The 18,463-nt window shown below is 67.5% G+C and carries 20 protein-coding genes; 6 read left to right on the top strand and 14 right to left on the bottom strand.

The features are described 5' to 3' along the window. The first annotated feature begins 33 nt into the window (after nucleotides 1-33). Nucleotides 34-1,038 (top strand): sensor histidine kinase, encoded by a 1,005-nt coding sequence (locus ACJ7VY_RS06050; RefSeq protein WP_293759015.1) that lies wholly within the window; start codon nucleotides 34-36, stop codon nucleotides 1,036-1,038. A gap of 82 nt (nucleotides 1,039-1,120) precedes the next feature. Here ACJ7VY_RS06050 and ppnN read toward each other — a convergent pair whose 3' ends face one another. The 5 genes from ppnN to grxD all read right to left on the bottom strand — a co-directional run bounded on the left by ppnN (nucleotide 1,121) and on the right by grxD (nucleotide 7,749). After that, nucleotides 1,121-2,506: a nucleotide 5'-monophosphate nucleosidase PpnN gene (gene ppnN, locus ACJ7VY_RS06045; RefSeq protein WP_409476791.1), complete on the bottom strand. Its 1,386-nt coding sequence runs from the start codon at nucleotides 2,504-2,506 to the stop codon at nucleotides 1,121-1,123. A 112-nt stretch (nucleotides 2,507-2,618) separates the two neighbouring features. Beyond that, the gene (locus ACJ7VY_RS06040; protein ID WP_409476790.1) at nucleotides 2,619-5,846 is read right to left on the bottom strand and encodes a carboxypeptidase regulatory-like domain-containing protein; all 3,228 of its coding nucleotides are present in this window, start codon (nucleotides 5,844-5,846) and stop codon (nucleotides 2,619-2,621) included. 237 nt (nucleotides 5,847-6,083) lie between these two features. Then, on the bottom strand, nucleotides 6,084-6,677 hold the full coding sequence (locus ACJ7VY_RS06035; protein WP_104938501.1) for a YhgN family NAAT transporter: 594 nt from the start codon (nucleotides 6,675-6,677) through the stop codon (nucleotides 6,084-6,086). Then, nucleotides 6,674-7,432, bottom strand: coding sequence for an SDR family NAD(P)-dependent oxidoreductase (locus ACJ7VY_RS06030; RefSeq protein WP_409476567.1), 759 nt, complete (start codon nucleotides 7,430-7,432; stop codon nucleotides 6,674-6,676). Before ACJ7VY_RS06030 ends, ACJ7VY_RS06035 begins: the two co-directional genes overlap by 4 nt. Beyond that, complete coding sequence (gene grxD, locus ACJ7VY_RS06025) at nucleotides 7,429-7,749, bottom strand: Grx4 family monothiol glutaredoxin (RefSeq protein ID WP_104938499.1); 321 nt, start codon at nucleotides 7,747-7,749, stop codon at nucleotides 7,429-7,431. The genes ACJ7VY_RS06030 and grxD overlap by 4 nt, the downstream gene beginning before the upstream one ends. 122 nt (nucleotides 7,750-7,871) lie before the next feature. On the opposite strand from grxD, the gene ACJ7VY_RS06020 reads away from it, so the two are divergent. Further along, nucleotides 7,872-8,450, top strand: a complete 579-nt coding sequence (locus ACJ7VY_RS06020; protein WP_240211487.1) for a superoxide dismutase — start codon at nucleotides 7,872-7,874, stop codon at nucleotides 8,448-8,450. A 64-nt stretch (nucleotides 8,451-8,514) separates the two neighbouring features. Here the strand turns inward: ACJ7VY_RS06020 and ACJ7VY_RS06015 are convergent, their stop codons facing one another. The 3 genes from ACJ7VY_RS06015 to purE form a co-directional block, all read right to left on the bottom strand. Next, on the bottom strand, nucleotides 8,515-8,850 hold the full coding sequence (locus ACJ7VY_RS06015) for a carboxymuconolactone decarboxylase family protein (protein ID WP_104938497.1): 336 nt from the start codon (nucleotides 8,848-8,850) through the stop codon (nucleotides 8,515-8,517). 103 nt (nucleotides 8,851-8,953) lie between these two features. After that, nucleotides 8,954-10,099 (bottom strand): 5-(carboxyamino)imidazole ribonucleotide synthase, encoded by a 1,146-nt coding sequence (locus ACJ7VY_RS06010; RefSeq protein WP_409476566.1) that lies wholly within the window; start codon nucleotides 10,097-10,099, stop codon nucleotides 8,954-8,956. Beyond that, nucleotides 10,096-10,599 carry a 5-(carboxyamino)imidazole ribonucleotide mutase gene (purE, locus tag ACJ7VY_RS06005; protein WP_104938495.1) on the bottom strand — a complete coding sequence of 168 codons (504 nt, stop codon included), beginning with the start codon at nucleotides 10,597-10,599 and terminating at the stop codon, nucleotides 10,096-10,098. Before purE ends, ACJ7VY_RS06010 begins: the two co-directional genes overlap by 4 nt. A gap of 59 nt (nucleotides 10,600-10,658) precedes the next feature. On the opposite strand from purE, the gene ACJ7VY_RS06000 reads away from it, so the two are divergent. From ACJ7VY_RS06000 to ACJ7VY_RS05985, 4 genes are all read left to right on the top strand, one after another. Continuing rightward, the gene (locus ACJ7VY_RS06000; protein WP_161613186.1) at nucleotides 10,659-10,928 is read left to right on the top strand and encodes a Trm112 family protein; all 270 of its coding nucleotides are present in this window, start codon (nucleotides 10,659-10,661) and stop codon (nucleotides 10,926-10,928) included. After that, nucleotides 10,928-11,800 (top strand): carboxylating nicotinate-nucleotide diphosphorylase, encoded by an 873-nt coding sequence (gene nadC, locus ACJ7VY_RS05995; protein ID WP_313247370.1) that lies wholly within the window; start codon nucleotides 10,928-10,930, stop codon nucleotides 11,798-11,800. The genes ACJ7VY_RS06000 and nadC overlap by 1 nt, the downstream gene beginning before the upstream one ends. Nucleotides 11,801-11,838: 38 nt before the next feature. Continuing rightward, complete coding sequence (locus tag ACJ7VY_RS05990; protein WP_409476565.1) at nucleotides 11,839-12,789, top strand: DUF2272 domain-containing protein; 951 nt, start codon at nucleotides 11,839-11,841, stop codon at nucleotides 12,787-12,789. Between the two features lie 107 nt (nucleotides 12,790-12,896). Beyond that, nucleotides 12,897-13,244 (top strand): DUF3301 domain-containing protein, encoded by a 348-nt coding sequence (locus ACJ7VY_RS05985; RefSeq protein WP_104938491.1) that lies wholly within the window; start codon nucleotides 12,897-12,899, stop codon nucleotides 13,242-13,244. A 66-nt stretch (nucleotides 13,245-13,310) separates the two neighbouring features. Here ACJ7VY_RS05985 and ACJ7VY_RS05980 read toward each other — a convergent pair whose 3' ends face one another. From ACJ7VY_RS05980 to ACJ7VY_RS05955, 6 genes are all read right to left on the bottom strand, one after another. Continuing rightward, on the bottom strand, nucleotides 13,311-13,748 hold the full coding sequence (locus ACJ7VY_RS05980) for a ClpXP protease specificity-enhancing factor (protein WP_161613188.1): 438 nt from the start codon (nucleotides 13,746-13,748) through the stop codon (nucleotides 13,311-13,313). A 76-nt stretch (nucleotides 13,749-13,824) separates the two neighbouring features. Beyond that, nucleotides 13,825-14,460, bottom strand: a complete 636-nt coding sequence (locus tag ACJ7VY_RS05975) for a glutathione S-transferase N-terminal domain-containing protein (protein WP_161613196.1) — start codon at nucleotides 14,458-14,460, stop codon at nucleotides 13,825-13,827. A 152-nt stretch (nucleotides 14,461-14,612) separates the two neighbouring features. Then, complete coding sequence (locus ACJ7VY_RS05970; protein WP_104938488.1) at nucleotides 14,613-15,356, bottom strand: cytochrome c1; 744 nt, start codon at nucleotides 15,354-15,356, stop codon at nucleotides 14,613-14,615. Then, complete coding sequence (locus ACJ7VY_RS05965; protein ID WP_409476564.1) at nucleotides 15,349-16,611, bottom strand: cytochrome b; 1,263 nt, start codon at nucleotides 16,609-16,611, stop codon at nucleotides 15,349-15,351. Before ACJ7VY_RS05965 ends, ACJ7VY_RS05970 begins: the two co-directional genes overlap by 8 nt. A gap of 2 nt (nucleotides 16,612-16,613) precedes the next feature. Then, a complete protein-coding gene (petA, locus tag ACJ7VY_RS05960; protein ID WP_104938486.1) occupies nucleotides 16,614-17,234 on the bottom strand; it encodes a ubiquinol-cytochrome c reductase iron-sulfur subunit in 621 nt (206 codons plus the stop codon). 173 nt (nucleotides 17,235-17,407) lie between these two features. After that, nucleotides 17,408-18,310 carry a lytic transglycosylase domain-containing protein gene (locus tag ACJ7VY_RS05955; RefSeq protein WP_409476563.1) on the bottom strand — a complete coding sequence of 301 codons (903 nt, stop codon included), beginning with the start codon at nucleotides 18,308-18,310 and terminating at the stop codon, nucleotides 17,408-17,410. Nucleotides 18,311-18,463: the final 153 nt, after the last annotated feature.

The following is an 18,463-nucleotide window of genomic DNA, read 5'->3' as shown; positions in this document are numbered from 1 at the left end:
CTATGATCTCGGTTCCCCGCCCAGGCTGGTGCCGTGCCGCATCCCCATCGCCCGATCGACATCCTGCTCAGCCCCTCGACCTTGATCGCGGTGGTCCTCGCCGGCGAGGCACTGGCCGCGCTGCTTGCCCTGTCGCCGGCACCGGTGGACGACCGGCTGGTGCTGTTCGGGCTGGCATCGCTGGGCATCCAGTGGGCGACCCTCGGCACCCTGGCCCTGGTCCACCTGCTTCGCCCGGTGCTGGGCCGGCTCGGTCCCCAGCCGCTGGCATGGGCCTGCCTGGGCGTGCTGCTGGTCACCACCCTGTTGATGGCACTGGCCGCCTGGACGCTGATGAGCTTCCGCCACGTCGAGGGGGATCACGAAGGCGCCCTGTTCGTGCTGCGCGCGCTGGCATTGGCGCTGGTCGCCGGGCTGCTGGTATTGCTTGCATTCCAGAACCACTGGCGCGTCCGGCAACTGGCGTTGCGAGCAAAACAGGCGGAACTGGAGGCCCTGCAGGCGCGCATCCATCCGCACTTCCTGTTCAACACGCTCAATACCGGGGCCGCGCTCGTGCATCAGCAACCGCAGAAGGCCGAGCAGCTGCTGCTGGACCTGGCCGATCTGTTCCGCGCGGCCCTGACCGACTCGCGCCAGGTCCCGCTGCGCGAGGAGCTGGAACTGGCCCGTCGCTACATCGCCATCGAGCAGCTGCGCTTCGGCGCGCGGATGCAGGTGGAATGGGCGTTGCCGGACGCGCTGCCCGACCTGCAGGTGCCGATCCTGTCGATCCAGCCGCTGGTGGAGAACGCCATCCACCATGGCGTGGAACCCTCCGCCGGGCCGTGCAGGCTGCGGATCGCCATCCAGGCCGAAGCCGGGGGCGCCAGGATCACGGTCAGCAATGACCTGCCCGCCGCCACGAGCAGCATCCACCGCGGCCACAGCGTGGGGTTGCAGGCGTTGCGCGCGCGGGTGCAGATGATGGGCGGCGACGTCCACACGGAGATCGCCGACCGGCGCTACCTGGCCTCGTTGCGGGTACCGGCCGGCTGAGTGCGGGCAGCGGGCCGGCAGCGGTGGCGGACCAGGCCCGATGCCCAGCGGCATCGGGCCCGTGCCACAGCGGCGCGCCGGCTCAGGTCACGACCTGGTAGCAGGGGTGATACTCGCCGGAGATCTTCATGCGGCGCTGTTCGACGAAGGCGCGCAGCAGCTCGTCCAGCGCCTGCATCATGTCCGGATCGCCGTGGATCTTGAACGGACCGAAGCGTTCGATCCGCTGCATGCTGTCCTCCTTGACGTTGCCGGCAACGATGCCGGAGAACGCGCGCCGCAGATCCGCCGCCAGTTCGGGCGCGGGGCGGCCGTGGTGCAGGTCCAGCGCGGCCATCGCCTCGTGCGTCGGCACGAACGGCTGCTGGTACTCGTGCGGAATCTCCACCGACCAGTTGAAGAAGAACGAATCCTTGTGCGCCAGGCGGTACTCGCGCACCCGCTTGATGCCCTGGGTCATGCGCCGCGACACCGCGACCGGGTCGCCGACGATGATCTCGTAGCGGCTGGCGGCCTCTTCGCCGAGGGTCATGCGTATGAACCGGTCGATCTGCTCGAAGTACGGCGCGGCAATGGTCGGGCCGCTGAGGATCAGCGGGAACGGCAGCGCCTTGTTCTCCTCGCGCAGCAGGATGCCCAGCAGGTACAGGATCTCCTCGGCGGTGCCGACGCCGCCCGGGAACACGATGATGCCGTGGCCCATGCGCACGAACGCCTCCAGGCGCTTCTCGATGTCCGGCATGATCACCAGGTGGTTGACGATCGGGTTCGGCGACTCGGCGGCGATGATGCCCGGCTCGGTGATGCCGATGTAGCGGGTATTGGTCCTGCGCTGCTTGGCATGGGCGATCGTCGCGCCCTTCATCGGCCCCTTCATCGCACCTGGGCCGCAGCCGGTGCAGATGTCCAGCCCGCGCAGCCCCAGCTCGTAGCCGACCTGCTTGGTGTACAGGTACTCGTCACGGGAAATCGAGTGACCGCCCCAGCACACCACCAGGTTCGGTTCGCTCGGCTGCAGGATGCGGGCGTTGCGCAGCACGCCGAACACCGCGTTGGTGATGCCCTCGGATGTCTCCAGGTCCGAGGCATACTCCGGCCCCAGCTCGATGGCCATGTAGGCCAGGTCGCGCACCACCGAGAACAGCAGCTCGGCGATGCCGCGGATGATCTCGCCGTCGACGAACGCCATCGCCGGCGCATTGGTGAGGTCGATGCGGACGCCGCGGTCCTGCTGCGCCACCTGGATGTCGAAATCGGGGTACAGGTCGCGCGCCGCACGCGGGTCGTCCGACGCGCTGCCGCTGGTGAGCACCGCCAGCGCGCAGCGCCGCAGCAGCTCGTGCATGCCGCCGCTGGATGCATCGCGCAGGCGCGCGACCTCCGCCCGCGACAACACGTCCAGACCGCCGCGCGGGTAGATCCGCGCATCCTGCACCGGCAGCGCCCGCGCCACCGCTTCTTTCGTCATTTCCATCGTCGGTTCCGTCTTCACAGTTGGTCGAATGTAGCGCTGCCCCCATGAAAAGGAAAACGGCCGGGTTGCCCCGGCCGTTCTCGGTTTACACCATCAACCAGACCTATCAGAACTGGTAGCGGAAGCCTACCTGCAGCGACCACTGCGACACGCCCATATTGAAGCCGTCGGCGTCCGAGTTGGCCGGGGTCGGCGCATCGGTGTACAGCTTGTCGTACACGTACTTGCCGTCAACCATGCCGGCCAGGTTGGCCACGCGTGCGTTCGCATAGAAGCCATAGTCGTAGATGCGACCCCACTTCTTGTTCAGCATGTTGCCGACGTTCTGGATGTCCACCCACAGTTCCGACTTGTGGCCCTTCATGAAGCCAGGCAGCTGCTGCGACAGGCGGATGTCGAAGGTATTGATCCAGCCGGTACGGAAGCCGTTGGCCGGCGCATAGGTACCGGCATACTTGGCCAACTGCGGGTTGTCCGCCAACCAAGCGAAGAATTGCTCCTCGAGCTTCGGGTCGGCCTTGAATTTGCCAGCCGTGTCAAAGCTGCCGAACAGCACGTCGCCCGGTCCCTTGGGCACGTAGAACAGGTCATTGGAAGTGCGGCCGTCACCGTTCGCATCGCCGTTGTAGATGTAGCTGTACGGGCGGCCGCTGCGACCTTCGTACACCAGGCCGACGCGGGTCTCGTAGTCACCGAAGAACTTATGCTTCCAGTCCAGCGAGCCGGAGATGCGGTCCTTGATCTCGTAGCGCGACGTCGTCTCGGTATTCGAGTTGACGTCAAAAGAATACTGATTGCCCCAGCCCGAGCTGGCCGTGGAACTGGTCAGCGATCCCACTTCAGTCGCGTCGGTATAGGTATAGCCCAGGCTCCAGGACCAGTCACTGCTCTCGCTGAACGGCTTGCTCAGCGACACAGTGAACTGGTTGGTACGCCCCTTGTCGGTGTTGTCGATCAGGTAGACGTCGCTGTACTTCGTGTTGCGATTGGCGCGATTGTCCGCGGTAGTCCAAGCACCGTTGACGCTCTTGGCCGGGTTCCAGTACATGTCGCGGCCATCCGGCCCAATGAAGGACGGCACGAGCTCGCCATCGACCACCTTGCCGATGTTCAGGGACTTGTAGTACAGGCCATCCTTGACCTTGGTGACCAACAGTTCTGCCGAGGCCACGATGCCATACCACGGCAGTTCATGGTCGAACGCCAGATTGGCCTTGTAAAGCGACGGCAGCTTGAAATCCTTGCCGACGAAGCTCACGCCTTGTGCTGCCGGGATCGCACTCGGCACCGGCTGCTTGCTGCCATCCGGGCTGAAGGGCAGCGGCGGCGTGGTGGGATTGGTGTTGGTGATGTTGTACGAATCGTAGTTGAAGCCGGTGTTGGAATAGCTGTTGCTGATCCACACCTGCGGCGCATCGCCCTGGAAAAGGCCAACGCCACCACGCAGCTGCGTCGGGCGATCCGAGTCGAAGGTGTAGTTGAAGCCAACACGCGGCTGAATCAGGAAGCCGCCACCGAAGATATTGCTGTTGTCATAACCAAAATAAGCTTCGGCCGGTGCGTTGTACTGCGGCGCCGGGCTGACCTTCGGGCGGTCGCCACGCAGACCCAGGGTCAGCGTCAGGTTATTGTTGACGTACCAGGTGTCCTGCACGAACAGACCAAGATTGCTGTTCTTGTAGTTGGCGGCGATCGAACCCGGGGTTCGTTCCTTGTTGTACTGGTAGTTCGCCCAGTTGCCATTGGCGAAGTTGTCCAGGCCGAAGAACGTGTACACGCCCCAGCTGCTGCGACCGAACAGGTTGTAGATGTCGTTGTCGCTGTAGTCGACGCCGAACTTCAGCGTGTGGTCACCAAGGATGTAGGTGCCGGCACCGTAGTAGTTCCAGGTCTTGGTCTGCAGGATGTTGCCCTGCGAGTTCAGTTCGGTACCCATGTACAACACGTCGCCGGACGGGCGGGCCTGGGTGCCGTCAAAGTAGATGGCAATGCTCGGCGCATTGGTCGGCACCACACGCACGGAGGAGAAATCGCGGTACGAGACCTTGAACTCAGTGGAGAAGTTATCACTCCAGTCGCTGAACAGTTGGCCGACATAGCTCTCGACCGTCTTGTTCTGCTGATACCAGTATGAGCTCAGCGAAGCCTGGCTCGAGTTGCCCATGCCGTTGATGCGCAGCTTGCTCTGATCCAGCTTGCTGTAGCGGATGCTGGCGCGGTGATCGTCGTTGATGTTCCAGTCGATCTTCAGCGCATACTCTTCCAGTTCGGTATCACCGTTGCTGGACAGGCCACCGGCATCGATACCGTACTTGTCCTTGGCGATCTGCCGTGCCTTCTCGACCTCTGCCATGCCGTACTTGGCACCAGCCTTGCCCAGCACGCTGCTGCCGATGTCCGCACCCGGGGCCGCCTGCTTGAACTTCTCGTAGTTAGCAAAGAAGAACAGCTTGTCCTGGACAATCGGGCCGCCGAAGGTGGCACCGTAGGTTTCTTCCTTGTTGAAGCCGTTGAACTTCTTGCCGTCCGGGTTGTTGCCGAACCAGTCGCCATCACGATAGGTGCCGTACACCGAACCGTGGAATTCGTTGGTACCGGACTTGGTCACGGCATTGACGGTCGCACCGGCAGCGCTGGCAATGGAGACATCGTAGTTGGACAGGTTGATGTCCAGCGCTTCGATCGCTTCCATCGACACCGGCTGGCGCCGGGTGGTCATGTTGTTGCCTTCCAGGCCGAAGGTATCGCTGGCCGACACACCGTCGATGTTGATCGAGTTGTAGCGCGGGTTCAGGCCACCGGCCGAGATCGCGCCCGAAGCGCGGTCGACGAATGCCACGCGCGGATCGAGGCGCATGTAGTCCTGGATGTTGCCGCCGATTGACGGCAGCGCCTCCATCTCAACCTTGCTCAGGTTGGTGCCGGCGCCGGTCTTGGTAGCGCTGAACACCTGCGAACCACCCGCAACTGCCATGACCTGCACGGCTGCCAGGTTGGTCGCAGCCAGATCGCCGGTCAGCGTGGCATTGACGGTGCCGGTCTGGTTCACGCCCAGATAGACACCATCTTCGGTCTTGGTGCCTTCGCCCGGCTTGGTGATGGTGATGGTATACGGACCGCCAACGCGCAGACCCCGGGCGTTGTAGCGGCCAGCCGCATCAGTGGTCACACGGCTGACCGTACCCGACTCGACGTGGGTGATGGTGACTTCAGCGCCGTTCACCGGCTGGCCGCCGGAGGTAACGACCTGGCCGCCGACGCCGGCGGAGGTGCTCTGTGCGAAAGCCGGCGCGGCCGCGAGAGCGGCAACGAGACCAAGGGCAAGCTTGGACATCCGGATGCGAGGGTGGTTCATTCTGGGTAGCCTCGATACGAGTTGGCGATTGGGAAAAAACGCGATCCATCAGCCCCGGGGCCACCGGGCGCCTGATCGGCTTGAATCTGGGGGTACCTTCCGCGGCGGTTACATGCGCAACGGTTAAGATAAGGTTAACACGGTAAGCGCCAAATATGACCGCAGCAAGACAGCCATCTTGCATTGCAGCAAATGCGACACAATCGAATCAAAGACTTACGGTATGGACGCCAGGTAGGTGGCGACACCGTCTAGCAACATCTGCACGGAAATGGCGACGAGCAGCATGCCCATGAGGCGCTCCAGCGCGGTCAGCGCCCGCGCCCCGAGCAGCTTGTAGAGCAGCGTCGCCGACATCAGGATCGCCGCCGTGGCGCCCCACGCCAGCAGCAGTGCCAGGCTCCATTCACCGAGCCGGTCAGGCTCGTTGCTGCCCATCAGCATGACCGCCGCCATGCCCGACGGCCCGGCCACCAGCGGGATCGCCATCGGCACGATGAACGGCTCGCCATCCGGCACCGCCCCCATCAGCCCTTCCGGCCGCGGGAAGATCATGCGGATGCCGATCAGGAACAGCACGATGCCACCGGCGATGGCCACCGACTCCTGGCGCAGGTGCATCAGCTCCAGCGCGTACTTGCCGCCCCACAGGAAGGCCATCAGCACGGCCAGCGCGATCAGCAGCTCGCGCACCAGGACCACGCGCTGGCGGCGGGGCGCCAGCGGCTTGAGCAGGCTGAGGAACACCGGGATGTTGCCCAGCGGATCCAGGATCAGGAACAGCAGCAGCGCGGCGGAGAGGATCGTCACCCGCGCAGTTCCAGCACCTTGCCGCGCCAGGCCGCGCCATCGGCGGCCAGCAGCTGTACGCAGGCATCGGCGCAGGCCGCCGGGTCGACCGGCGCGTAGTCGGTTTCGTGGGTGAAGGCGCGCGCCCGCAGCGGCGTGCGCATCGGCCGCGGCTGCAGGCCGCTGACCCGCACCGGACCGCTGCGCAGTTCGTGGTGCAGGGTATCGAGCAGGCCACGCAGGCCATACTGGGCCACGCCATAGCCGCCCCAGTAGGCCTGGCCGACCCGCTGCTGATCGTCCAGGGCGAACACCACCGCCGCATCCTCGCGCTGGCGCAGCAGCGGCAGGCAGGCCTGGGTGAGCCAGGCGCGGGCGGTGAGATTGACATGGATGGCGCGCGCGAATGCCGCCGGGTCCGCGAGCGCGAAGGGCGTGAGCCCGGCGAAATCGGCCGCACAGTGCAGCAGGCCATCGAGCCGGCCGACCTCCGACTCCAGCCGCGTGGCCAGTTCGGCATAGTCGTCCGGCGAGGCGCCCTCCATGTCCAGCGGATACAACAACGGCTCGGGACCGAGCTGCGCGGCGCTGTCGTAGACGCGGTTGAGCTTGGCGACCTTGCGCCCGAGCAGGACCACGGTGGCGCCGGCTGCGGCGCAGGCCCGCGACGCCGCCGCACCGAGGCCGCCGGCGGCACCGGCAACCAGCACGACGCGCCCGTCCAGGCGCGAACCCGGGACCGGCGCGTTGCCGGCGTCGATCGATTGCGCGCTCATGCCTGGCCCGCCTCGGCGACGATGCGCTTGAGCTCGCCCGACTCCAGCAGTTCCAGGATGATGTCGCAGCCGCCGATCAGTTCGCCATGCATGAAGAACTGCGGAAACGTCGGCCAGTTGGAATAGCGCGGCAGGTTGGCGCGCACTTCGGGCAGCTCGAGCACGTTGACGGTGCGCAGGTTGACCGCGCCCGCCGCCAGCAGCGCCTGTACGGCCCGGCTGGAGAACCCGCACATCGGATACTGCGGCGTCCCTTTCATGAACAGGACGAGGGGATGCTGCTCCACCTCCGCCTGGATTTGCTCCATCACCGCCATTGCAATCTCCCAGCTGCTGCGAAGGAACGGCCTGTCCGGTCGGATAGACTCTTCCCCCGTGGCTGCCGATTGTAAGCCGAGCCAGCCGGCTGCCGGCGCCCCAGACCGAAAAGAAACGGACCATGCCCGTCGAACTGCCCGACCTGCCCTATCCCCGCGACGCCCTGCAGCCGCATCTCACCGCGGCGACCCTGGACCTGCACCACGGCCACCACCAGCGCGCCGAGATCGAAGCCGTCAACGCCCGCATCGCCGGCACCGAACTGGAGGGCCTGGCACTGGAGGAGATCGTCCGCGCCAGCCAGGGCAGCCTGTTCGAAGCCGCCGCGCAGGCCTGGAACCACGCTTTCTACTGGCAGTGCCTGCACCCGCGGGCCGGCGGCGAGCCGCACGGCGCGCTGGCCGACCTGATCGCCCGCCAGTTCGGCGACACCCAGAAACTGCGCGAGGAATTCAACCGCGCGGCACTGGCCCTGGCCGGTTCCGGCTGGGCGTGGCTGGTACAGCATCCGGACGGCCGCCTGGCCATCGTCACCACCCGCAACGCCAACACGCCGCTGACCGGCGACAGCACGCCCCTGCTGGGCTGCGACCTGTGGGAGCATGCCTATTACACCGACTTCCAGGACGACCGCGGGCGCTACCTGCAGGCGTTCTGGAAGCTGGTGAACTGGGATTTCGTCGGCGCCCGGCTGCGCTGAGCGCGCCGGCGGGCCTGCGCGGGCGTCACCGCCCGCGACCGACCCGGCCGCGGCCCGGGCCGCCTCAGCCGTGGGCGTCCACCGCGTCCAGCACCCGCGCCGAGAACACCAGCGCGGCACCGGCATTGAGCGCGACCGCCACGCCCAGCGCCTCGGCGATCTCCTCGCGGCTCGCGCCCTGTTTCAGCGCCGCGTCGACATGGGTGGTGATGCAGCCGTCGCAGCGGGTCGTCACCGCCACCGCCAGGGCGATCAGCTCGCGGGTCCGGGCATCCAGGTGCGCGGTCTGCGCGCCGGCACCGCTCAGCGTCATGTAGCCCTTGAGCGTATCGGGCGAGAGCTTGCCCAGCTCGCCGATACGCCCCTTCAGCTCGCGACGGTATGCATTCCAGTCCAGCATGGCGGCCACTCCGAGGGAAGGAGCCGCCACGCTACCACCCGGCCGGTCGCGGCGGTGCGCATGGGAGCGCACCGCCACGCCGTGGATCCCGGCGCTGGCGCGGTCAGCGGCCGCGCAGCGCGCGCACCACCGGTTCGACCTGCGCCGGCCGGGCAAGCGCCTGCCCCACCCGCTCCAGCGCGTCGGCCAATGCCGCGGCATCGTCGTCGCGCAGGTTGGCATGGCCCACCTTGCGGCCTTCGCGCGGCTGCTTGCCGTAGTCGTGCCAGTGGCCGGCGGGCTCGGCGAGTACCGCACGCGCATCCGGCATCCGGCCGAGCCAGTTGAGCATGCAGGCGTGGCCCAGCACCCGGGTGTCGCCCAGCGGCAGGCCCAGCACCGCGCGCAGATGGTTCTCGAACTGCGAGGTTTCCGCGCCGTCACTGGTCCAGTGGCCGGAGTTGTGCACGCGCGGTGCCATCTCGTTGGCCAGCAGCTCGTCGCCGCGGCAGAACAGTTCGAGCGCGAACACGCCGACGTAGTCGAGCCGCTCGGCCACCCGGCGCGCATAGCCGATGGCCGCTTCGTGCTGGGCCGCGCCCGCGGGGGCCGGCGCCAGGCTCGCCGACAGCACGCCATCGACATGCCAGTTGCCGGTCAGCGGCCAGGCGCGGAACTCGCCATCGCGGCCACGCACGGCCACCACGCTGACCTCGCGGTCGAAGGCGACGAAGCCCTCCAGGATCAGGCCGGTCGTGTCCACCTGGGCGCCCAGCGCCTGCCAGGCGGCATCGATGTCGGCCTCGCCGCGGATGCGGAACTGGCCCTTGCCGTCGTACCCGAGCCGGCGCGTCTTGAGGATGCAGGGCATGCCGAACTCGGCGGCCTTCGCCGCCAGCTCGTCGCGGCTGCGGATATCGGCGAACGGCGGCAGCGGAATGCCCAGCTCCTGGAACAGGGATTTCTCGCTGAGCCGGTCCTGCGCCACCGCCAGCGCGGCGGGGTTGGGAAACACCGGCCTGCGCTCGGCCAGCCAGCGCGCGCTGGCGGCCGGCACGTTCTCGAAATCGAAGGTGACCACGTCCACCCGTGCGGCGAACTCGGCCAGCGCGGCGGTGTCGTCGAACGCCCCCACCTGCAGCGGCGCCAGCTGCCCGGCGCAGGCGTCGGCGGCGGGATCGAACACCACGAAGCGCAGGCCGAGCGGCGCACCGGCCAGGACCATCATGCGGGCCAGCTGCCCGCCGCCGAGGATGCCGACCGTGGTCATTGGCGCGGATCGTCGGCGGCCATCACGTCGGCGGTCTGGCGCGCGCGGAATGCCTCCAGCGCCTGGCCGATGGCCGGTTGCGCCGGCGCCAGCATCGCCGCCGCGAACAGCGCCGCGTTCGACGCGCCGGCATTGCCGATGGCGAATGTCGCCACCGGGATCCCGGCCGGCATCTGCACGATCGACAGCAGCGAATCCATGCCGTTCAGTGCCTTGGACTGCACCGGAACGCCGAGCACCGGCACCGCGGTCTTGGCCGCGATCATCCCCGGCAGGTGGGCGGCGCCGCCGGCGCCGGCGATGATCGCGCGCAGCCCGCGCGGGCCGGCCTGTTCGGCATAGGTGAACAGCACGTCCGGCGTGCGATGCGCCGAAACCACCTTCACTTCATAGGGCACACCCAGCGCGTCGAGCTTCTGGGCCGCGTGCTGCATGGTTTCCCAGTCGGAACGGGAACCCATCACGATGCCGACGAGCGGCGCGGAGGAATTGGGGGTCATTGGCCGTCACCTGCTGCAAAGACGTATTCTAGCCATCTTCCACGCAAGACCACGACCCGATGGACCGCAAACTGCTCGACCTGCTCGTCTCGCCCGACACCCGCCAGCCGCTGGCCCTGCTGGACAGTGCCGGACTGGAAGCGCTGAACCGCGCCATCGCCGCCGGCGGCGTCAGCCGCGCCGACGGCAGCGCGCAGGCAGAACCGCTGCGCGAGGCGCTGGTCACCCGCGACCGCAGGCAGGTGTTCCGGGTCGAGGACGGCATCCCGGTGCTGCTGCCCGAGGAGGCCATCGCCACCGCGCAGATCGACGGTTTCCCGGGCAAGTGATGCTGCCGCAGCCGCCGGCCGCTCCGCCGCAGGAGCAGATCGACGCCGACGTCGCCCGCGCCCTGGCCGAGGACATCGGCAGCGGCGACGTCACCGCCGCGCTGCTGCCCGATACCGCCGACTGCGCCTACCTGCTGTGCAAGCAGGACGCGGTGATCGCCGGCCGCCCCTGGTTCGACGCCACCCACCGCGCGCTCGATCCGCAGGTCAGGATCGACTGGCGGGTGCGGGAGGGCGAGCAGGTCGCCGCCGGCACCGTGCTGGCCACGCTGCAGGGCCGCAGCCGCGCCCTGGTCAGCGCCGAGCGCACGTCGCTGAATTTCATGCAGACGCTGTCGGCCACCGCCACCACCACCGCGCGCCATGTCGCGGCCGTGGCCGGCACCGGGACACGCATCCTCGACACCCGCAAGACCCTGCCCGGCCTGCGCCTGGCGCAGAAGTACGCGGTGCGCTGCGGCGGCGGCGACAACCACCGCATCGGCCTGTTCGACATGGTGATGCTGAAGGAGAACCACATCCGCGCCGCCGGCTCGTTGACCGCCGCGGTACGCGCCGCGCGCGCGCAGCAACCGGCGCTGCCGCTGGTGGTCGAGGTGGAGGACCTGGCGCAGCTGGAAGAGGCGCTGGCCGCCGGTTGCGACCGCATCCTGATCGACGACTTCAGCCCGGCCATGCGCCGCGATGCGGTACGCATCGCCGCCAGCCAGGCGCCCGCGAAGCGCATTCCACTGGAGGTTTCCGGCAGCGTCGGCCTGGACGGGCTGCGCGCGATCGCCGAGGACGGGGTCGACTATGTTTCCATCGGTGGACTGACCAAGCATGTGCAGGCGATCGACCTGTCGCTGAAGCTGGGCCCACCGCCGCGCTGATTTCACGGCACCGCCACGCTCGGCTCTGCAAGGCTCGCATGCATGCCCGAAGGAAACCCGCCGTGGCCCACCGCTTCCTGCTCTGCTGTGCGCTGTCATTGCCCGCCCTGCCAGCCGCGGCGGTGGAAGTCTGTGACATCCCGCCGCGCTATGGCGTGGGCGAAACCGCCAAGGCGGTCATCCGCGCCGCGTGCGACGAACACCGTCTCTGGTACCGCCCTTTCATCGATCGCGACGGGCGCATCGCCAGCCTCGCCATCACCGAGGCCGAGAGCGGCAGCCTGGCCGACGATGGCCTGGTCGCGTGGCAGCGGGTGGCCGGCTACTGGCGCGAGAGCGGCACGCTGTCGCCGATGGCCGCCCTGCCCGGCGCCCGCAGTTGCATGGCACTGCCCGGCGAGCGCACCACCGATAACGATTGCCGTGCGTTCCTGGTCGACAATCCCTGGTCGGGCGCGTTCGTTTCCTGGGTAATGACGCGTGCCGGCGTGCCGGGCTTCGCCCGCTCGCCCCGGCATATCGACTACATCCGTGCCGCCCGCCGCGGTGGCGCCGCCGCCCGGCCCTACCGGCTCACCGATCCGATGCAGGAAAAACCGGCGCCCGGCGACCTGCTGTGCTTCCTGCGCGAACGCAGCAGGCCGCTCAGCTACGCGGGCCTGGCGCAGGCCCTGGACGGCGGCGGCGCCGACCGCTGGAAGTCGCACTGCGAAGTGGTCGTGGCCGCCAATGCCGGCGGCGACCAGACCCTGTACCTGGTAGGCGGCAACGTCGCCAACACGGTGGTGATGCGCAAGCTGCCGCTGGACCGGACCGGACGCCTGCTCATGCCGGCGCCGGCCGACCCGCAGCCGTTGACGCTGGAGCCCGCGTGCTCGCCCGGCCGCGAGGAGGAGTGCGACTTCAACCGCCAGGACTGGGCGGCACTGCTGAAGCTGGTGGAAGCACCGGCACCGACGCCGGTGGATGCGGCGGCCAGCGAGCGCTGAACAGCCCGGCGCACGCCCGGCTCCGCGCCGCGATCGTCGCCTGGCACGCGCCACCCATCGCATCGGGCGTGGTTCCGCTTTTGCGCGCGGCCGCCTAAAGTGGCGCCATGCCTACCTTGTTGATCCTGATGATCCTCGGCGCCATCGGCTATGCCTTCTGGGATGCGTCCCGGGCCGCGGCCGAACGCGCGACCGAACTCGGCCGCAACGCCTGCCAGGCGGCGGACGTGCAGTGGCTGGACCAGAGCGTGCATGCCACCGGGCTGCGGCTGTGCCGGCTGCCCAGCGGCTGGCTGGGCTTCGAGCGCAGTTTCCGCTTCGATTATTCCTACGATGGCGTCGAGCGCCATAGCGGGCGCATGGTGCTGCGCGGCAGGCAGCTGGTGTCCTTCGTCGGCCCGGCCAGCGCCCGGGTCAGCATGCTGCAGCCGCGCGACGAGGCGGAGGACATCTGACGCCGGCACGCGGCGCGATCCGCACTGCCATGCAAACGAAACCGCCGCCTGGCGGCGGCGGTGGGTTCATTTCACGACCCGCAGGAACGGGCGCTTGCCCGAGGGCTGCGGCGGATCCGGTGGCGTGGGCGGCGGCGTATCGTCGTCGTGCGGTTCCGGCCCATCATTGCCCGGAATGTCATCGGGCAAAGCCATGCCCTGCCCGGTTTCGCGCGCATACACCGCCAGCACCGCGGCGATCGGCACGTTCACCGGGAAGCTGACGCCGGAAAAACGCGCGGTGAAACTCACCGCATCGTTGTCGATGTGCAGCCGCATCACCGCGCGCTCGGCGATGTTCAGCACGACCCGCTCGTCCTTTACGGCGCTGGCCGGCACCTGCACGCCGGGCACGCCGGCGTCGACCATGATGTGCGGGGTCATGCCGTTGTCGTTGATCCACTCCACCAGCGCCCGCAACAGGTAGGGGCGATGGCTGCTCATGCGGAAAGATTCTTCACTCATGGGGCAAGTGTACGCGGCATCGGGTGCCGTCACCGCCCTGCGGCGGTGATCGATAAGTCTGCATACAGCAGATGCGTCAGGCCGGCAGGTCGCGCAGCTTCTTTTCCTGTTCGGTGAGGCTGCGGATGAAACCCGGGTTGCGGAAGATGCGGTTGCCGTAGTCCTCGATGGCCTTGCCGTCCTTGGGCAGCGCGATGCCCAGTGCCTCGAGCCGCCAGATGATCGGCGCCATCGCGCAGTCGGCAAGGCTCATTTCCGGATTGAGGAAGAACTTGGATGCCTTGAACAACGGCACCGACTGCGCCACCAGCTCCTTCAGCCGCTTGCGGGCGGCTTCGGCCTGGCTCTTGTTGCCCAGCTGGATCGCCTGCACCTGGGGCACCCAGTCGTGCTCGATGCGCAACATCGCCAGGCGCAGGCGCGCCCGCGACAACGGGTCCACCGGCATCAGCGGTGGATGCGGGTAGCGCTCGTCCAGGTATTCGCTGACCACCGAGGCCGCATAGAGCACCAGCTCGCGCTCGACCAAGGTCGGCACCGAATGGTAGGGATTGAGGTCGATGAGGTCTTCCGGCGGATTCTGTGGATCGACCGGGACCAGATCGTAGGTGACGCCCTTCGCGGCCAGTACCAGCCGCACCCGATGGCACAAGACATCGTCATTGGCCGAGAACAACGTCAGGGTATTTCGCATGCGCACACTCGCCGCCATCAAGGGCTCTCCAAGGGCCGGCATCCGCCAGCCTTACGGCGCCGCGGGCCCAGCGCCCGCGGTCGCCACCTTCCCTGAGTGTGCAGTCAGCCGGTGCCGATGCCAAGTGCCGGGGAACCTGCCCCCGCACCGGTCCGGGACCCACCCTCACGTCAATGCACGTCGGTCCAGTACTCGTTCTTGAGCAGGTAAGCCAGGAAGGAGAGCAGCGCCAGGAACAGCACCACCCACACGCCCAGGCTCTGGCGCTTGAGTGCGGCCGGCTCGCCCGCGTACTCCAGGAAATTGGTGATGTCGCGCACGGTCTGGTCGTACTCCTGCGGCGTCACCTTGCCCGGACTGGTCACCACCAACCGCTCCGGGTGCCGCTCGCCGGCCGCGTCGGGCTCGCCGAACTCGGCGTGCTGCAGGCCCTGCAGCTCCCACAGCGGGTTGGGCATGGAGGCGTTCGGGAACAGCTTGTTGTTCCAGCCCAGCGGCCGCGACTCGTCCAGGTAGAACGACTTGAGATAGGTGTAGACCCAATCGCTCTGGCGCACGCGTGCGATCAGGCTCAGGTCCGGCGGCATCTTGCCGAACCACTTCTCGCCCTGCGCCTTGGTCATGGCGACATGGATCTGCTCACCGAACTTGGCACCGGTGAAATTCAGGTTGTCCATGACCTGCTGCTCGGTCAGGCCAAGGTCCGACGCCATGCGCGAGTAACGCAGGTACTTCAGCGAATGGCAGCCCGAGCAGTAGTTCATGTAGGCCTGCGCACCACGCTGCAGCGATGCCTGGTCGGACAGGTCGTTGCCGGCCTGCTGCAGCGCGCCTTCGGTGGCGGCGAAGGTAGTGGCCGAGAACAGGAGCGCGGCAGCGGCCGATGCCAGCAAGGCAATCCATTTCTTAGTCATGCGTCGTCACCCGCTCCGGCACCGGCTTGGTCTTGTCCAGCTTGGTCCACACTGGCATGGTCAGGAAGAAGAGGAAGTAATACGCGGTCAGGAAACGGCCGATGATGGTCTCCACCGGGTCGGTACCCGGGCCCGCGCCGATCTTGCCCAGCCACACGAAGCTGATGGCGAAGCCGAACAGCAGCAGCTTGGACAGCAGGCCGCGGTAGCGGTAGGACTTGACCTTGGCGCGGTCCAGCCACGGCACCAGGAACAGGATCGCGATGGCACCGAACATCACCAGCACGCCGCTGAGCTTGTGCGGGATCACCCGCAGCATCGCGTAGTACGGCGTGTAGTACCACACCGGCTTGATGTGCGCCGGGGTCACCAGGCTGTTGGCCTCGGTGAAGTTGTCGTGCTCGAGGAACCAGCCGCCGAACGCCGGGGCGAAGAAGATGATGAAGGCGGCGATGACCATCATCGCGAACACGTAGAAGGTGTCCTTCACCGTGTAGTACGGATGGAACGGCACGCCATCGGCCGGCGCGGTCGGCGACCAGCGGTTGCCCTTCGGGCCCTTCTTGATCTCCACGCCGTCGGGATTGTTGGAGCCCACCTCGTGCAGCGCCCCCAGGTGCAGCACCACCAGCAGCAGCAGCACCAGCGGCACCGCGATCACGTGCAGGGCGAAGAAGCGGTTCAAGGTGGCGTCGGACGGCAGGTAGTCGCCCATGATCCACTCGGTCAGGCCGTTGCCGATCACCGGGATCGCGCCGAACAGCGAGATGATGACCTTCGCGCCCCAGAACGACATCTGGCCCCACGGCAGCACGTAGCCCATGAAGGCTTCGGCCATCAGCGCCAGGTAGATCAGCATGCCCAGGATCCAGACCAGCTCACGCGGCTTCTTGTAGGAGCCGTACATCAGCCCGCGGAACATGTGCAGGTAGACGACGATGAAGAACAGCGAGGCGCCGGTGCTGTGCATGTAGCGGATCAGCCAGCCCCACTCCACGTCGCGCATGATGTACTCGACCGAGGCAAAGGCTTCCGCCGCGCTGGTCTTGTAATGCATGGTGAGGAAGATGCCGGTGACGATCTGGTTGATCAGCACCACCATCGACAGCACGCCGAAGATGTACCAGATGTTGAAGTTCTTCGGCGCGTAGTACTCGGACATGTGCTTCCGGTACATCGGCATCAGCGCCGGGGCGCGGTCGTTGACCCAGCCCATCACGCCATTGGCGGCGCGGACGAGGATGTTGTCAGCCATGATTACGCCGCCCCCTTCGGATCGACGCCGATGACGATGGTGTTGTCGTCGGCGTAGTGGTGTGGTGGCACGACCAGGTTGGTCGGCGCCGGCACGCCCTGGAACACGCGTCCGGCCATGTCGAAGCGCGACTTGTGGCAGGGGCAGAAGTAGCCACCCTTCCATTCCGGGTCATACGGCTCGGGCTTGATCTCGGCGGCCATTTCCGGCGAGCAGCCCAGGTGGGTGCACAGGCCGACCAGCACCGAGATTTCCGGCTTGATCGAGCGCAGCTCCGGGTTGGCCTTGCGCACATAATCCGGCTGCTGGTCCGCATTCTCGGACTTGGGGTCGCGCAGGCGGCCATCGAGCGTCGGCAACGCCTCGAGCACCGCCTTGGAGCGCTTGACGATCCAGATCGGCTGGCCTCGCCACTCCAGGACCAGGCGCTGCCCCTCCTGCAACGCGCTGATGTCGGCATTCACCGGTGCGCCGGCCAGCTGGGCCTTGGCACTGGGATTCCATGACTTGATGAAAGGAACTGCTGCGAAACCTGCCCCGACTGCGCCGACCACGGCGGTGGTCGCGGTCAGGAAGCGCCGGCGTCCGGCATTGACTGGATCGTTTACCCCATCGTTGGCCATCCGGCCCTCCGATATTGATTAGGTGGCTTGCGGCTGCCTGCGACCGGTGGAACCGGACCGCTCAGAATCGAATCTCCCCCGAGTTTAGCTGAACGCTCAGCGGCCGCACAACGCGATGAAACACGAGTCCATGACTTTTGTCACGCGCTCCTGGAATAAAAAAAGAACAGCACTCATTGGCGCGAACCCAGCTCGCCACGGTAGCGGTCGGCCAACTGCGCCACGCGCTTTACGTAATACTGGGTTTCGTTGTAGGGCGGCACGCCCCCGTGCCGATCCACCGCGCCCTCGCCGGCGTTGTAACCGGCCGCGGCCAGCGTCAGGTCACCGTTGAAGCGGCGCAGCAGCCATGACAGGTAGCGCACGCCGCCGCGGATGTTCTGGCTGGCGTCGTAGGCATCGCTCACGCCGAAGCGGCGCGCGGTGGCCGGCATCAGCTGCATCAGCCCCTGCGCGCCGGCGCGGCTCAAGGCAGTGGGATTGAACGCCGACTCGGCATGGATCACCGCGCGCACCACCGCTTCCTCGACCCCGAACTCGCGCGCCGCGGCGGCGATTTCGGCGCGATAGGCCTGGGTGTTGAGCCGCACCGTGCCGAAGTTGACGCCGGGATTGGCGCCGCAGGCATAGCAGCGCTCGATGTAGCTGTAGCGGATGGTGCGTACTTCGCCCAGGCTGGCGACCTGCGCCGGACGGGCGCTGGTGTAGTGGCGCACGCCGTCCTTCATGTAGGTATAGACCTGCCCGCTGACCACCCGCTGCGCGCGGCTGACGGGCGCCGGCGCTGGCGCCGGTGTGGCGGGCGCGGCGCTGGCGGTCACCGTGGTGGGCGCGGGGCGGTCCGCGGTGGCGGCGCCCCCGGCACTGGCCGCGGGCGCGGCGGCCGGTGGCCGGCTGGCCGGCCGGGCCGACGGCCGGTAGCTGCCGACCACGCTGCAGCTGGCTCCGCGGATGCGCTTGCTGACGTAGTTGGAGACGCCATCGGCGCCGAGGCACTTGTACAGGGTACCGGCACTGGCCGGCATAGCCGTCAGCGCGGCGATCAATACCCCAGCAATCCCCAGTCCGGTCTTCATTGCGGGCGGAAGTGTCCCAGTTTCGCGCCCGGAATGCCAACTGCCGGCCGCCGCCGGTACGCCCGGTACCGGCAACCCCGGTACAATCGCCCCCCGCCGCGGCGCCAGCGCCGCCTGCCCGCCCACCCGTCTGGAATAAGCGCCATGCCCGGG

This window comes from Stenotrophomonas sp. Y-13 (genome assembly GCF_046267925.1).
Classification (GTDB): Bacteria; Pseudomonadota; Gammaproteobacteria; order Xanthomonadales; family Xanthomonadaceae; genus Stenotrophomonas; species Stenotrophomonas acidaminiphila_A.
This window is presented reverse-complemented; position numbering and strand designations above follow the sequence as displayed.

Coding starts and splice junctions, on each gene's coding strand:
- ppnN (WP_409476791.1), bottom strand. CDS start 2,506: ATGACGAAAGAAGCGGTGGCGCGGGCGCTGCCGGTGCAGGATGCGCGG.
- ACJ7VY_RS06040 (WP_409476790.1), bottom strand. CDS start 5,846: ATGTCCAAGCTTGCCCTTGGTCTCGTTGCCGCTCTCGCGGCCGCGCCG.
- ACJ7VY_RS06030 (WP_409476567.1), bottom strand. CDS start 7,432: ATGAGCGCGCAATCGATCGACGCCGGCAACGCGCCGGTCCCGGGTTCG.
- grxD (WP_104938499.1), bottom strand. CDS start 7,749: ATGGCGGTGATGGAGCAAATCCAGGCGGAGGTGGAGCAGCATCCCCTC.
- ACJ7VY_RS06020 (WP_240211487.1), top strand. CDS start 7,872: ATGCCCGTCGAACTGCCCGACCTGCCCTATCCCCGCGACGCCCTGCAG.
- ACJ7VY_RS06015 (WP_104938497.1), bottom strand. CDS start 8,850: ATGCTGGACTGGAATGCATACCGTCGCGAGCTGAAGGGGCGTATCGGC.
- ACJ7VY_RS06010 (WP_409476566.1), bottom strand. CDS start 10,099: ATGACCACGGTCGGCATCCTCGGCGGCGGGCAGCTGGCCCGCATGATG.
- purE (WP_104938495.1), bottom strand. CDS start 10,599: ATGACCCCCAATTCCTCCGCGCCGCTCGTCGGCATCGTGATGGGTTCC.
- ACJ7VY_RS06000 (WP_161613186.1), top strand. CDS start 10,659: ATGGACCGCAAACTGCTCGACCTGCTCGTCTCGCCCGACACCCGCCAG.
- nadC (WP_313247370.1), top strand. CDS start 10,928: ATGCTGCCGCAGCCGCCGGCCGCTCCGCCGCAGGAGCAGATCGACGCC.
- ACJ7VY_RS05990 (WP_409476565.1), top strand. CDS start 11,839: ATGCATGCCCGAAGGAAACCCGCCGTGGCCCACCGCTTCCTGCTCTGC.
- ACJ7VY_RS05985 (WP_104938491.1), top strand. CDS start 12,897: ATGCCTACCTTGTTGATCCTGATGATCCTCGGCGCCATCGGCTATGCC.
- ACJ7VY_RS05980 (WP_161613188.1), bottom strand. CDS start 13,748: ATGAGTGAAGAATCTTTCCGCATGAGCAGCCATCGCCCCTACCTGTTG.
- ACJ7VY_RS05975 (WP_161613196.1), bottom strand. CDS start 14,460: ATGGCGGCGAGTGTGCGCATGCGAAATACCCTGACGTTGTTCTCGGCC.
- ACJ7VY_RS05970 (WP_104938488.1), bottom strand. CDS start 15,356: ATGACTAAGAAATGGATTGCCTTGCTGGCATCGGCCGCTGCCGCGCTC.
- ACJ7VY_RS05965 (WP_409476564.1), bottom strand. CDS start 16,611: ATGGCTGACAACATCCTCGTCCGCGCCGCCAATGGCGTGATGGGCTGG.
- petA (WP_104938486.1), bottom strand. CDS start 17,234: ATGGCCAACGATGGGGTAAACGATCCAGTCAATGCCGGACGCCGGCGC.
- ACJ7VY_RS05955 (WP_409476563.1), bottom strand. CDS start 18,310: ATGAAGACCGGACTGGGGATTGCTGGGGTATTGATCGCCGCGCTGACG.